Origin of the sequence: Streptomyces sp. NBC_00872 (genome assembly GCF_045161915.1) — a bacterium.
GTDB lineage: Bacteria > Actinomycetota > Actinomycetes > Streptomycetales > Streptomycetaceae > Streptomyces.
On sequence record NZ_CP108806.1, the window covers coordinates 8,526,867 to 8,540,054 of the forward strand.

Annotated in this window: 10 protein-coding genes; 9 read left to right on the forward strand and 1 reads right to left on the reverse strand. The window is 72.1% G+C overall.

What is annotated here, in order from left to right; genetic code table 11:
• Positions 1–181: 181 nt before the first annotated feature.
• From OG214_RS36345 to OG214_RS36385, 9 genes are all read left to right on the forward strand, one after another.
• On the forward strand, positions 182–1,366 hold the full coding sequence (locus OG214_RS36345; RefSeq protein ID WP_405987189.1) for a methyltransferase: 1,185 nt from the start codon (positions 182–184) through the stop codon (positions 1,364–1,366).
• Between the two features lie 71 nt (positions 1,367–1,437).
• Positions 1,438–1,833 (forward strand): helix-turn-helix transcriptional regulator, encoded by a 396-nt coding sequence (locus OG214_RS36350; RefSeq protein ID WP_363086320.1) that lies wholly within the window; start codon positions 1,438–1,440, stop codon positions 1,831–1,833.
• Positions 1,834–2,063: 230 nt separating this feature from the next.
• Positions 2,064–2,882: a molybdate ABC transporter substrate-binding protein gene (modA, locus tag OG214_RS36355; protein WP_405987190.1), complete on the forward strand. Its 819-nt coding sequence runs from the start codon at positions 2,064–2,066 to the stop codon at positions 2,880–2,882.
• A gap of 151 nt (positions 2,883–3,033) precedes the next feature.
• Complete coding sequence (locus OG214_RS36360; RefSeq protein ID WP_363085823.1) at positions 3,034–5,022, forward strand: ABC transporter permease; 1,989 nt, start codon at positions 3,034–3,036, stop codon at positions 5,020–5,022.
• 55 nt (positions 5,023–5,077) lie between these two features.
• Positions 5,078–6,022: a LysR family transcriptional regulator gene (locus OG214_RS36365; RefSeq protein ID WP_363085822.1), complete on the forward strand. Its 945-nt coding sequence runs from the start codon at positions 5,078–5,080 to the stop codon at positions 6,020–6,022.
• A gap of 101 nt (positions 6,023–6,123) precedes the next feature.
• On the forward strand, positions 6,124–7,287 hold the full coding sequence (locus OG214_RS36370; protein WP_405987191.1) for an NAD-dependent formate dehydrogenase: 1,164 nt from the start codon (positions 6,124–6,126) through the stop codon (positions 7,285–7,287).
• A 598-nt stretch (positions 7,288–7,885) separates the two neighbouring features.
• Positions 7,886–9,811, forward strand: coding sequence for an NAD-binding protein (locus tag OG214_RS36375; protein ID WP_405987704.1), 1,926 nt, complete (start codon positions 7,886–7,888; stop codon positions 9,809–9,811).
• A 73-nt stretch (positions 9,812–9,884) separates the two neighbouring features.
• Positions 9,885–10,085: a hypothetical protein gene (locus OG214_RS36380; protein WP_365903695.1), complete on the forward strand. Its 201-nt coding sequence runs from the start codon at positions 9,885–9,887 to the stop codon at positions 10,083–10,085.
• Positions 10,086–10,343: 258 nt separating this feature from the next.
• Positions 10,344–11,381, forward strand: coding sequence for a phosphatidylinositol-specific phospholipase C domain-containing protein (locus OG214_RS36385; protein ID WP_405987192.1), 1,038 nt, complete (start codon positions 10,344–10,346; stop codon positions 11,379–11,381).
• Between the two features lie 105 nt (positions 11,382–11,486).
• Here the strand turns inward: OG214_RS36385 and OG214_RS36390 are convergent, their stop codons facing one another.
• On the reverse strand, positions 11,487–13,103 hold the full coding sequence (locus tag OG214_RS36390; protein WP_405987193.1) for an ATP-dependent DNA ligase: 1,617 nt from the start codon (positions 13,101–13,103) through the stop codon (positions 11,487–11,489).
• Positions 13,104–13,188: the final 85 nt, after the last annotated feature.

The window sequence follows — 13,188 nt, forward strand, 5'->3', positions numbered from 1 at the left end:
CCGCCTGCGCCTCCGGGACCCACCGGCCCCGGTCCCACCGGCCCCCCGGCCCGCACCCCCGTCCCGCCGGACATATGGCCCCACCAGGGCGTCCTCGCGGCGCCCGCCGCCGACCGCATGATCGGCGGCGCGTGATCCTGGTGTCATGACCGCTCCGCCGAGGCCCTAGCCTGAGAGCACGATGAACCGTTTGACGACACCCTGGGGCGAGTTCGGCCTCACCCGCTTCCCCGAGCTTCCCCGCGACACGCTACGCGCGTGGGACACCGCCGACGAGTATCTGCTGCGGCATCTCGCGGGGACCGACACCGGCACCGGGCCGACGGACCTCTCGGGCACCGTCGTCGTCCTGGGGGACCGGTGGGGCGCCCTGACCACCGTGCTCGCCGTCCGCCGCCTCGACCAGCTGCGCGCGGAGCCGCTCGTACAGATCACCGACTCGTATCTCACCCAGCGGGCGACCCGGGCCAATCTGCGGCGCGGCGGCGCCGACACGGAGGGGGTACGGCTGCGGTCGGTCAGGGACACCCCGCCGGAGCGGATCGATGTGCTGCTCATCCGTGTCCCCAAGAGCCTGGCGCTGCTGGAGGACCAACTGCACCGGCTCGCACCGGCCGTGCACCCGGGGACCGTGGTCATCGGTACGGGACGGGTCACCGAGATCCACACCTCCACCCTGAAGCTCTTCGAGCAGATCCTCGGTCCGACCAGGACCTCGCTCGCCGAGCGCAAGGCGCGGCTGATCTTCTGCGCGCCCGCGGCGGGCCGGACCAGGACCCCCAGTCCCTGGCCGCACAGCTACACGCTGCCCGAGGGGCTCGGCGCCGTGTCGGGCCGTACCGTCGTCAATCACGCGGGGATCTTCTGCGCGGAACGGCTCGACATCGGCACCCGCTTCCTGCTGCGCAATCTCCCGCGCCGCCACGGTCCCGAGCATGTGGTCGACCTCGGCTGCGGCAACGGTGTGATCGGCACCGCCGCGGCGCTGGCGAATCCGGCGGCCAGGGTGACCTTCGTCGACGAGTCGTTCTCGGCGGTGGCCTCGGCCGAGGCCACCTTCCGCGCGAACGCCGACGCCGCGGCCCCGGCGGACTTCCTGCTCGGTGACGGTCTGTCCGACATGCCGGCGGGGACGGCCGACCTGGTGCTGAACAACCCGCCGTTCCACTCCCACCAGGCGACGACCGACGCGACGGCCTGGCGGATGTTCACCGGGTCGCGCGCCGCGCTGCGGCCCGGGGGAGAGCTGTGGGTCATCGGCAACCGGCATCTCGGCTACCACATCAAGCTGCGGCGGCTCTTCGGCAACTGCGAGACCGTCACGAGCGATCCCAAGTTCGTCATCCTACGGGCCGTCAAACGCTGAACCTCGCATCTGCGAGACGGTATCGCCTCAAGGGTTGTAGATGCGAGGTTGAACGGCCTATCTTGTCGCACATGCAGTCCTACACGATCGGCCAGGCCGCCCGGCTTCTCGGGGTGAGCCCCGACACCGCGCGCCGCTGGGCCGACGCGGGCCGGGTCACGACCCATCGTGACGAAAGCGGTCGCCGGGTCATCGACGGCCGCGCGCTCGCGGCGTTCTCCGTCGAGGTCGCGCAGGGCGGCAGCGGCGAGGACGACGTCTCGTACACCTCGGCCCGCAACGCGTTCCCGGGCATCGTCACCGCCGTCACCCTCGGCGATGTCGCGGCACAGGTGGAGGTCCAGGCGGGACCGCACCGGCTGGTCTCCCTGCTCACCCGGGAGGCCGTCGAGGAACTGGGGCTCGAGGTCGGCATGGAGGCCACCGCCCGGGTGAAGTCCACGAGCGTGCACATCGACCGCGCCTGACCGGCATGGTCCGTCGAGCCGCTGTCGCTCGCAGGCCACGGTCCGCTCCGGCGTGCCCCGCCGCTTCCGCCGTTCCCGCAGTCGCGCCGTTCCGCGTTCCAGCGGCTCGGCGGGCCACCGCGCCGCCCGAGCCGCCGTACTTCCAGCGCCATCGCACCGCACGGGCCGCCGTCGTCGGCCCGTCCGCTCGCGTGCCCCTACGGGCCCGTACCGCAAAGGAGTCCACCCCCATGTCCTTCGCTCTCACCCGGCGCCGCGCGGCCACCGCGCTCGTGTCCGCCGTCCTTCTCCTGCCGCTGGCCGCGTGCGGCGGCAATGACGACGGCACCGACGAGTCCGCCCCCTCGGCCTCCCCGGCCGACCCGTCGGCGAGCGCGGCCCCGGAGGCGGATCTGACCGTGCTCGCCGCCTCGTCGCTGACCGATGTCTTCAAGACGGCGGGCGCCGCGTACGAGAAGGAGAACCCCGGCACGAAGGTGACGTTCTCCTTCGCCGGCTCGCAGGAACTCGCCGCCCAGGTCGAGCAGGGCGCCCCGGCCGACGCGCTGGTCACCGCCGACACGAAGACCATGGACGGGCTGAAGGACGACACGGGCACCCCGGCGATCATCGCCAAGAACCGGCTGGTGATCGCCACCACCGAGGGGAACCCCGAGAAGATCGAGAACCTCAAGGACCTCGCCGATCCGAAGCTGAAGGTCGTCCTGGCCGCGTCAGAGGTCCCCGTGGGCCGGTACAGCCGGCAGGTCCTCGAAGCGCAGAGCATCACGGTGAAGCCGGTCTCCGAGGAGCCGAACGTCCGCGCCGTGCTGAGCAAGGTGGAGCTGGGCGAGGCCGACGCCGGCATCGTCTACAAGACGGACGCCGACTCCGCGCCCGACAAGGTCGACGCCGTGGAGATCCCCGACGCGCAGAACGCCATCGCCGAGTACCCGGCCGCCACCCTCAAGACGTCCGAGCACAGCGCCGCCGCGGCGGCGTTCGTCACCTGGCTCAGCGGCCCCGAGGCGCAGAAGATCCTTCAGGACGCCGGATTCCAGCAGCCGTAGCACCCACCGCGCGCAAGCCGTCACCGACGGCCCGGACACCCGTCGGATGACATCCGCCGTGTGACAGGGCTTGTCCGGGGCGCGGGACCGGACAAGCCTGTCATCACACCACCGCCCCCGCTGTCCGCCGACCCCTCAGCCCAGGAACCAGATGAGCCGCTCCCGCACCCGCAGTCCCGGCGCCCCTGTCGCACTGGCGGTGCCCGCGCTGCTCGCGATCGCCTTTCTGCTGCTGCCGCTGATCGGGATTCTCGCGCGTACCTCCTGGGGCGAACTCGGTACGCATCTCACCAGCCCCGAGGTGGTCCAGGCACTGCGGCTGTCGCTGCTGGTCTCCTTCTGGTCGCTCGGGCTCTCCCTGGTGCTCGGGGTGCCGCTGGCCTGGCTGCTGGCCCGGGTGCGGTTCCCCGGCAAGACACTGGTGCGCACGCTGGTGCTGCTGCCGATGGTGCTGCCTCCCACCGTCGGCGGGGTCGCCCTGCTGCTGGGCTTCGGCCGGCGTGGGCTGCTCGGTCCCTGGCTGGAGGAGAGTTTCGGGCTCACCCTGCCCTTCCACACCTCGGGCGCCGTGGTCGCCGCGACCTTTGTGGCGATGCCGTTCCTCGTCATCAGTCTCGAAGGCGCCCTCGCCGGGCTGCGGCCCGCCTACGAGGAGACCGCCGCCTCGCTGGGCGCCTCACCGGTACGGGTGTTCCTCACCGTCACCCTGCCCATGGTGGCCCCCGGTCTCGCCGCGGGCGCCGCGCTGACCTGGGCCCGCGCGCTCGGTGAGTTCGGTGCCACGATCACCTTCGCGGGCAATCTGCCGGGCACCACCCAGACCCTGCCGCTCCAGGTCTATCTGCTGCTCCAGAACTCGCCGGAGGCCGCGACCTCCGTCTCGCTGCTGCTGCTCGCCATCGCCATGGGCGTACTGATCGCCCTGCGCGGACGGTGGACCACCGGCGCCGTCGACCGCGTACCCCGTCCCGGCCCGGTGCCCGACGAACCGGCGGCGCCACCGCCCGCCCTGGGCATGGGTGCCCCCAAGACCGCAGGGCCCGCGGACCACGAGCCGTTTGCCGTCCCCGGGCCGCCCGCCGCCGGACCGCCCGCCCCTCATGAGCGGTGGCGGCTGCACGCCGAGGTCACCGGGTTCAACCGGCTCACCCTCGACGCCGAGCCCGGTACCACCATCGCCGTCGTCGGACCCAACGGAGCCGGCAAGACCACGCTGCTGCGCGCCCTTCTCGGACTCACTCCGCGCGCCCACGCCCGGCTCCGCCTCGGCGACCTGGACGTCACCTCGCTGCCGCCGCACCGGCGAGGTGTCGCCTGGGTCCCGCAGAACGGCGCGCTCTTCCCGCATCTCAGCGCGCTCGCCAACACCGCGTACGGACTGCGCGCCCACGGCGTGCGGCGGGCCGAGGCCCGCCGCACCGCCCAGCAGTGGCTCGACCGGCTCGGTGTCGGCCATCTCGCCCAGCGCAAGCCGCACCAGGTCTCCGGCGGCCAGGCGCAGCGGATCGCGCTCGCCCGCGCGCTCGCCGCCAGCCCCCGGCTGCTGCTCCTGGACGAGCCGCTGGCCGCGCTCGACCAGACCACCCGGGCGCGGGTACGGCACACCCTGCGCGGCCATCTCGACGGCTTCGGCGGGGTCTGCCTGATCGTCACCCACGATCCCGTCGAGGCCATCTCGCTGGCCGACCGGGTGCTCGTACTCGACGAGGGGCTGGCCCTCCAGGACGCCCCTCCCGGCGAGGTGACGCGCCATCCGCGCTCGCCCTGGGTGGCCAGGATGCTCGGCCGCAACGCCTGGCCCGGTACCTTCGGTCCCGGCGGGCTCGAACTGACCGCGGGCGGGCGGCTGATCGTCGCCGAGCCGTCGGCCGACGGTACGGCCGCACTGGCCGTCATCGCGCCCGAGGCCGTCTCCGTACACCGGACCCGGCCCGCCGGCAGTCCCCGCAACGTCTGGCCGGGAACGGTCAGGGAGATCACCGCCCTCGGCAGCCGGCTCCGTGTTCTGATCACTTCGGACGAGGCACCGGACCTGGTCGCCGAGATCACGCCGGAGGCCGCCGCCGAACTCGGCCTGGCCGACGGCGCGTCCGTATGGACCAGTGTCAAGGCCACCGAGGTGACTCTCGTCGCCATATGAGAACCGTCCCGGGGAGCAGTCCCGGTGAGCGGTCCAGGAGAGCAGGGAGCAAGCGATGTTGCTGCGTCAGTTGGAGTACCTGGTGGCCCTCGCCAGGGAACGGCACTTCGCTCGCGCCGCCGCGGCCTGCTACGTGTCCCAGCCCTCGCTGTCCGCCGCGATCAGAAAGCTCGAACACGAGCTGGACGTACCGATCGTGCGCCGTGGCCGCCGCTTCGAGGGGCTGACGCCCGAGGGCGAGCGGGTACTGCTCTGGGCGCAGCGGATCCTCGCCGAACGCGACGCCCTGCGCCATGAGCTGTCGGCGATGCGCGGCGGGCTCGCCGGCACCCTGCGGATGGGCGCCATCCCCACCGCTCTCACCGCGGCCTCGCTGCTCACCACACCGTTCGTGGAACGGCACCCCCGGGCGCGCGTCTCGCTCGACTCGCTCTCCTCACGCGACATCACCCAGCGTCTGGCCGAGTTCGAGCTGGACATCGCGCTCACCTATCTGGACGACGAGAGTCTCGGCCAGGTGCGCAGGACCCCGCTCTACGAGGAGCGTTATCTGCTGCTCACCCCGCGGAACGGCCCCATGAAGGGACAACCGGCCGCCGGCTGGGCGGAGATAGCCGAACTGCCGCTCTGTCTGCTCTCCCCGCAGATGCGCAACCGTCTGATCATGGACGAGTACTTCGCCGCGGACGGGGTGACCACCGTGGTCCCCGCGATCGAGACCGACTCCGTCGCCGGTCTGTACGCGCATCTCACGGCAGGACGGTGGTCCAGCGTGATCTCGCACGCCTGGCTCCATATGTTCGGCGTTCCCGACGGCATGGTCGTCATCCCGGTGGCGCACCCGGCGCACGGCCCCCGGGTCGGTCTGGTCATCGCCGACCGCAGCCCCGAACCCGTACTGGCCAGAGCTCTCTTGGAGATCGCCAGGGGAGCGGGCGTACGGGAGGCCCTCGACCAGCTCCTCGACACCTATCTGCACCCCGCCGGGCCACTGGGATAGCCGGTCCCTATCCCGACATAGAAAGGTTCATTTTGACCATGGGCACCGTCCGGAGCAGGGTGGAAACACCTTCCCGCAACAACGGACGAGGAGCCGCAGTCATGGCAAAGGTGCTGTGCGTGCTGTACGACGACCCGGTCGACGGATACCCGAAGACCTACGCCCGGGACGACCTCCCCAAGATCGACCACTACCCCGGCGGCCAGACCACCCCCACCCCGCGGGGCATCGACTTCACCCCCGGGCATCTGCTCGGAAGCGTCTCCGGTGAACTGGGTCTGCGCAGCTATCTGGAGTCCCAGGGACACACCCTGGTCGTCACATCCGACAAGGACCGGGAGGGATCGGTCTTCGACCGGGAACTGGTCGACGCCGACATCGTCATCTCCCAGCCCTTCTGGCCGGCCTATCTGACGCCCGAGCGGATCGCGAAGGCCGAGAACCTCAAGCTGGCCATCACCGCCGGCATCGGCTCGGACCATGTCGACCTCGACGCCGCCATCGCCAAGGGCGTTACCGTCGCCGAGGTCACGTACTGCAACAGCATCAGCGTCGCCGAGCACGTGGTGATGATGACGCTGTCGCTCGTACGGAACTATCTGCCCTCCTACAAGTGGGTCCTGGACGGCGGCTGGAACATCGCCGACTGTGTCGCCCGCTCGTACGACCTGGAGGGCATGCAGGTCGGCACCGTGGCCGCGGGCCGTATCGGGCTCGCCGTGCTGCGCCGTCTCGCCCCCTTCGATGTCGGCCTGCACTACACCGACCGGCACCGGCTGCCCGAGTCCGTGGAGCAGGAGCTGGGGCTGACCTGGCACGAGAGCGCCGCCGCGATGGTCCCGCACTGCGACGTCGTCACCATCAACGCGCCCCTCCACCCCGAGACGGAGGGACTCTTCGGCGACGAGCTGATCGCCACGATGAAGCGCGGCGCGTATCTCATCAACACGGCGCGCGCGAAGATCGCCGACCGTGACGCGATCGACCGCGCGCTGCGGAGCGGACAGCTCGCCGGGTACGCGGGCGACGTGTGGTACCCGCAGCCCGCGCCGGCCGACCACCCCTGGCGGACCATGCCGCACCACGGCATGACCCCGCACATCTCGGGCTCCTCGCTCTCGGCGCAGGCGCGGTACGCGGCGGGCACGCGGGAGATCCTGGAGAACTGGTTCGCGGGCACCCCGCTGCGTGACGAGTATCTGATCGTCGACAAGGGTGCGCTGGCCGGGGTGGGGGCGCACTCCTACTCGGTGGCGAAGAGCTGACGTACTCCGTCGCGAGGAGCTGACGGCTACGGTGTCCGGTCACCGCGGCGGGACCCCGGCCCGCCGCGGTTCGCCTCCCGGCGGGGGGCCGTGGCGCTGGTGCGTTTCGGCTCGGCCGGTGGGTGTGTGCGGGGTGTCGGTCGCTTCCGTGGCGTGCGCGCCTGGCGGCGCGGGTGCGGTGTGCGCCTGCGGCGCGGTGCGCGCCTGGCGGCGCGGGGGCCGGTGTGTGGGTGGTGCGGGTGCCGGGGCACTCCGGAGGTACATGTCCGGACGGCATGATTTACGCCGCGTGCGGGTCTCGTTGTCGGGTGCGGCTCGGTGTGCGGCACAAATCACGCTTTAGTGTCCGGACACGCACCTCCTGCGACCCCGTCCCCCTCCCGCCCGTCACCCTCAGCGGGCCGGCGGGGGAGGCGGTCGCCTCCTGCCGGGTTACCTCGGCCACCCGGGCCGCGGAGACGTGCCGGTCCCGCACGGTCGACCGTCGGCATCGACATGAAGCGCCCCGGAGGCGAACCGAGCCCCAAAGACAACCGTCACACTGGTGTTTGTGTCCTCACTTCCTCACCAGGTTCAACTCGGGTCCCCGGCGGGCCATATGGTCGTCTGTGGCGACGACACGCTGGCCCAGCGGCTCGCCGGCGAGTTGCGGGACGTCTACGGCGAGCAGGTCACGCTGGTCGTTCCTCCCGTACGCGCTCACCTTCCGACCGCGCCGCTCGTGGCGCGGGGCAGGGCGTCCGCGTTCATCGGGAGGATGTCCGCGGCGGTGACCCGTACGGCCCCGGACCCGCCCGGACCGGTGGGCGGTGGCGGGAGGGCCGAAGGGCCTCGTGTCGTCGAGGCGTTGGACCTCGACGAGGAGGTTCTCGTGGACGCGGGCGTACGGGAGGCGGCGGCGCTCGCGCTCGTCCATGGGGACGACGAGATCAATATCCGGGCCGCGCTCGCCGCCCGACGGCTCAACCCCCAGCTGCGCCTGGTCATCAGGCTCTACAACCGCAAGCTCGGCCAGCATCTGGAGGCGCTGCTGGACCAGGCCGCCGCGGTCGCCGTGCCCGGTCTCGACACGGCCGCGCTGGACGCGTCCACCACGGTTCTCTCGGACGCGGACACCGCGGCGCCCGCGCTGGCCGCCACCGCCGTCGCGGGCACCAGCAAGGTCGTCAGGGCGGACGGGCTGATGCTCAGGGCCGTGGAGCGCACTCCGCCGGGGCCCGGCGAGGTGGCCGATCCGGGGTTGTGCACCCTCGCCCTGCTCTCCGCCACCACCAACGATCCCGCGGGCGCGGAGGGTTCGGACAACAGCGGTCAGGAGGGCCCGCGGCTGCTGCCCGACGAGGCCAGCGCGGCCGCCGCCACCGGACGGGGCACGGTGGTCCTGGAGGCGGTGTCCCATGTGGGCCCCGACCTGCCGACGGGCCGGCTCGCCGGCCGTGGCGCGCCGCTGGGTTCGCTGTTCTCCCGCCGGGTGCGCTGGTCCTTCGCCGGGATCGCGCTGGCCGTACTCACCCTGGCCGTGGCGTCCTCGGTCCTCACCGGAGCCCATCCGCTGCGCGCGACCTATCTCACGCTGCTCGATCTCTTCGCCATAGGGGATCCGGCGGTCGGCGAGCCGGCTCCGCGTCAGATCCTGCAACTCCTCTCCGGGGCCACGGGACTTCTGCTGCTGCCCGTGGTGATCGCGGCGGTGCTGGAGGCCCTGGGAACGTTCCGTACGGCGTCCGCCCTGCGCCGTCCGCCGCGCGGTATCTCGGGCCATGTGGTGCTGCTCGGGCTCGGCAAGATCGGCAGCCGGGTGCTGGTGCGGCTGCGTGAGCTGGGTATCCCGGTGGTCTGTGTGGAGGAGGACCCCGACGCGCGGGGCATCGCGCTCGCCCGCAGTCTGCGGGTACCGGTCGTCCTCGGTGATGTGACCCAGGAAGGGGTGCTGGAGGCGGCCAAGATCCAGCGGGCGCACGCGCTGTTGGCCCTGACCAGCGCCGACACCACCAATCTCGAAGCCGCGCTGTACGCGCGCTCGGTCGTCCCCGGTCTGCGGGTGGCGCTGCGGGTGTACGACGACGACTTCGCGACCGCCGTCTACCGCACCCTGCGTGCCGCCCATCCCGGCGCCCTCACCCGCAGCCGCAGTGTCTCCACCCTGGCGGCCCCCGCCTTCGCCATCGCCATGATGGGGCGTCAGATCCTGGGCGCCATCCCGGTGGAGCGCAAGGTGCTGCTCGTGGCGGCGATCGATGTGGCGGGCCATCCACGGCTCGAAGGACGCACGGTCGAGGAGGTGTTCCGGCCCGGTGCCTGGCGGATCATCGCGCTGGACACCGCGGAGCCGGGGGACCGGGTGCCCGATCTGGCGGACACCCGTCTCGACCGCGAGGGACGCCGGCCGCAGGGGCTCGTCTGGGATCTGCACCCCGGCTATGTGCTGCACCCACGGGACCGGGTGGTACTGGCGGCCACCCGGCGCGGCCTCGCGGAGCTGCTCGGCCGCCGCCCCGCCCGCCGGCCCCCGGATCCCGGCTAGTGCTGTGGCCGGGGATGCGGGCGGGGCGGGCGGGAACGAGAATGGCCACACACCGGATGAACGAGGAGGCGGCATGAACGCGGAGTCCGCTGCGCGGCCGGAGGAGCACGAGGGCATCACCCCGGACCGGCTGCTGCACACCGCCGGTGCCGAGGTGACGGCGGAAGACCTGGCACTGGCCTCGGGTCGCGATCTCACCCCGGAGAACATCGAGTGGGCCAGGCGCAGGCTGGCCGAGAGGGGCCGCGCGGCCATCGAGGAGCAGCTCCCGTAGCCCCTCGGTCACCGTCCGCGGTCACGGATCGCCGTAGCCGCCACCCCCGAGAAGGGCCGCGTCGAGTCGTCGGCCCCCGGTTCGTCCCAGCGCGTCCCCGCCGCACACCCGCGGCGGGGACGCGCTTCTGTCCGCCCCGCTAGGCCCTGTCCGGCCTGCGCAACCGTAAACTCGCGTCCTCCCGCTGGTCACCGAATTCCCCTACGCTCCCTCTCGGTTGACATGCCCAAGACATGCTCAGCGGGAGGAACAAGGGATATGGCAAAGCTCTTTCGTACCGCGGTCGCGGCCGGTGCCGTGGCCGTGCTCGCTTTCGTCACCACCCCGGCCCAGGCCGCCGACCCCAGCCGGCTTCCGTACCCCTCCACCACCGGGGTCGGGGTCCACAACTCTTATGAGAAGGCCACCTTCCCCTATTTCGCGGACGCCCTGGACTCCGGCGCCGGAATGCTCGAACTCGACCTGTGGACCAATGTGTTCGGCGCCTCCTGGCGCGTCTCGCACAGCAACCCGCTGGGCAATGACAACAACTGTGTGAACGCCACCAACGCCGGCGAGCTGCGCAACAAGGCGCAGAACCGCGATCTGGCCGGCTGCCTGGCCGACATCAAGGTCTGGCACGACGCGAACCCGGGCCACCGGCCCATCGTCCTCAAGCTCGAACTGAAGGACGGCTTCCAGGGGAACGCGGGCCGTGGCCCCGCCGCCCTCGACGCCCTGCTCACCAGCAAGCTCGGTGACGCGCTCTACCGTCCCGCGGATCTGGTGGGCGGTCACAGCGACCTCGACCAGGCCGCCCAGGCCGGTGCCTGGCCCACACGCGCGCAGATGGCCGGGAAGTTCATCGTCGAACTGATCCCCGGCACGGTCGAGGAGCAGAACCCCTTCGACACCCTCTGGACCGACCGGGAGTACGCCACCTATCTGCGTGATCTCAAGGCGGCGGGGCGGCTGCGCGAGGCGGCGGCCTTCCCCGCCGTCCACAACGCGGCGGCCGGCGATCCGCGTACCAGGTACACGGACGCCTCGATCAGGCCCTGGTTCGTCTTCTTCGACGGAGACGCCTCCGCGTTCAGCGGTCTGGACACCTCCTGGTACGCGCAGCGGAACTACTTCCTGCTGATGACGGACGCGCACAACGTGGCGCCCGCCATCGACGGCACCAACCCGACCGAGCAGCAGGCCCGCGACCGGCTGGCCCTGCTCGCCCAGCGGAACGCGAGTCTGATCTCGGCCGACTGGCACGGGCTGAAGCCGGTGCTCTCCTCCGTCGTGGCGCGCGGCGCGGCCCAGTAGTCCCCTCCCACCGACCCCCGCCGCACCGTCCCCATGTCCCACGGCCGGGGCGCCCCGGGGCGCCGTCGGAGTCCCGCTCTCCCGGCGGGGCTCCGACGGCACCCCTCAGCCCCGCTCAGGCTGTTCGGCGTCCTGGCCGTGGGCCGCCAGCACCGTCCCCACGGTGTCCGACTCCTCCGCCGTCTTGTCCTCCCGGAAGCGGACCACCCGCGCGAAGCGCAGCGTCACCCCCGCCGGATAGCGGGACGACCGCTGGAGCCCGTCGTACGCGATCTCGACGACCAGCTCAGGACGTACGGTCACGGTGTAGCCGTCGTCCCGTACGGCCAGCTTCCCGAGGCGCTCGGTCTGCCACTCCAGCATCGCGTCCGTCAGCCCCTTGAAGGTCTTGCCGAGCATCGCGAACGAGCCGTCCTCGCGCCGTGCGCCCAGATGCAGATTGGAGAGTCTGCCGGTGCGCCGCCCATGTCCCCACTCGGCGGCCAGCACCACCAGATCCAGGGTGTGCACCGGCTTCACCTTCAGCCATCCGGCGCCCCGGCGGCCCGCGCTGTACGGGGTGTCGAGCGACTTGACCACCACGCCCTCGTGCCCCCGGGCCAGGGTCTCCCGGAAGAACTCCTCGCCGGAGGCGGCACCGGACGCTCCGCCGGGAGCCTCACCGGACGGCCCGGCGGGCGTGTCGCCGGACGTGCCGCCCGACGACGGGGCGACCACGATCCGCCGTACCCGCATCGGCTCGGGCACCAGCCGCGCCAGCGCCGCGTACCGCTCCGCGCCCGGCAGATCCAGCAGATCCTCGCCGTCGGCCGCGAGGATGTCGAAGAAGACGGGGGAGAGCGGGACCGCCGTCGCCGCGGACCGCACATCGGTACGGGAACTCACCCGGCCGGCGATCTCCTGGAACGGCCGCGGCCTGCCGTCCTCGTCCAGCGCGATCACCTCGCCGTCCAGGACGAAACGGTCGCCGTCGAGCGCGAGCGCCGCCGCCGTCACCTCGGGCAGCCGGTCGGTGATGTCGTCCAGCGTGCGGGTGAAGGTCCGTACCGTCGGTCCCTCCCGGTGCACCTGCACCCGGATCCCGTCCAGTTTCTCCTCGACGGCGGCCCAGGTCCCCAGCCGCCCGACCGCCTCCGTGACGCTCTTGGCGCTCTGCGCGAGCATCGGCAGGACGGGCCGGCCCACGGTCAGCAGGAACTCCTCCAGCACATGCGGTCCTTCGGCCAGCAGCCGCCGCGCCACCTCTTCCAGCGAGCCCGCCAGCATCACCGCCCGCCGCACCACGGCGGCCCCGGCGCCCGAGGTCTCCGCGAGCGCCTCGACCGCGACGGCGTCCAGCGCCCCCTGCCGCAGTTCACCGGAGATCAGCCCGAAGAGGAAGCGCTGCTCCTCCTCCGTGGCCGCGGCGAGCAGCTCCTGGACCAGCCGCCGGCGCTCGCCCTGCGAGCCGGGACCCGCGACCGAGGCGAGAGCGGTGAAGGTGTCATCGACCCCGCGCACGGTCAGGGTGGCCCGGTCCGCGGGCGGGGGCGGATTCCTGAGGGCGTGCCAGCCGACGCCTATACGTCCCTGGGGCAGCCGCCCGGCCAGATACGGAATGACCACGGGCACGTCCTCCGGCCCCGCCGTACGGAACACCCCGGCCAGCAGGGAGATCTTCCGGGATCGCGCCGAGGTCTGGGCGACCTCACGGGAGACATGAGCGAGCGGAGCCAGCATCATGCAGCCATCCTGCTACGCCGGACGCGTGCGCGCGCGTCTGATGGGGGAGGGGATCGAGGGCCGGGCGGGATTTGTTACACAGCAC

Excerpts from the sequence above, each read along its gene's own strand:
- OG214_RS36370 (WP_405987191.1), top strand. The coding sequence starts at position 6,124 with ATGGCAAAGGTGCTGTGCGTGCTGTACGACGACCCGGTCGACGGATAC.
- modA (WP_405987190.1), top strand. The coding sequence starts at position 2,064 with ATGTCCTTCGCTCTCACCCGGCGCCGCGCGGCCACCGCGCTCGTGTCC.
- OG214_RS36350 (WP_363086320.1), top strand. The coding sequence starts at position 1,438 with ATGCAGTCCTACACGATCGGCCAGGCCGCCCGGCTTCTCGGGGTGAGC.
- OG214_RS36380 (WP_365903695.1), top strand. The coding sequence starts at position 9,885 with ATGAACGCGGAGTCCGCTGCGCGGCCGGAGGAGCACGAGGGCATCACC.
- OG214_RS36345 (WP_405987189.1), top strand. The coding sequence starts at position 182 with ATGAACCGTTTGACGACACCCTGGGGCGAGTTCGGCCTCACCCGCTTC.
- OG214_RS36390 (WP_405987193.1), bottom strand. The coding sequence starts at position 13,103 with ATGATGCTGGCTCCGCTCGCTCATGTCTCCCGTGAGGTCGCCCAGACC.
- OG214_RS36365 (WP_363085822.1), top strand. The coding sequence starts at position 5,078 with ATGTTGCTGCGTCAGTTGGAGTACCTGGTGGCCCTCGCCAGGGAACGG.
- OG214_RS36360 (WP_363085823.1), top strand. The coding sequence starts at position 3,034 with ATGAGCCGCTCCCGCACCCGCAGTCCCGGCGCCCCTGTCGCACTGGCG.
- OG214_RS36385 (WP_405987192.1), top strand. The coding sequence starts at position 10,344 with ATGGCAAAGCTCTTTCGTACCGCGGTCGCGGCCGGTGCCGTGGCCGTG.
- OG214_RS36375 (WP_405987704.1), top strand. The coding sequence starts at position 7,886 with ATGGTCGTCTGTGGCGACGACACGCTGGCCCAGCGGCTCGCCGGCGAG.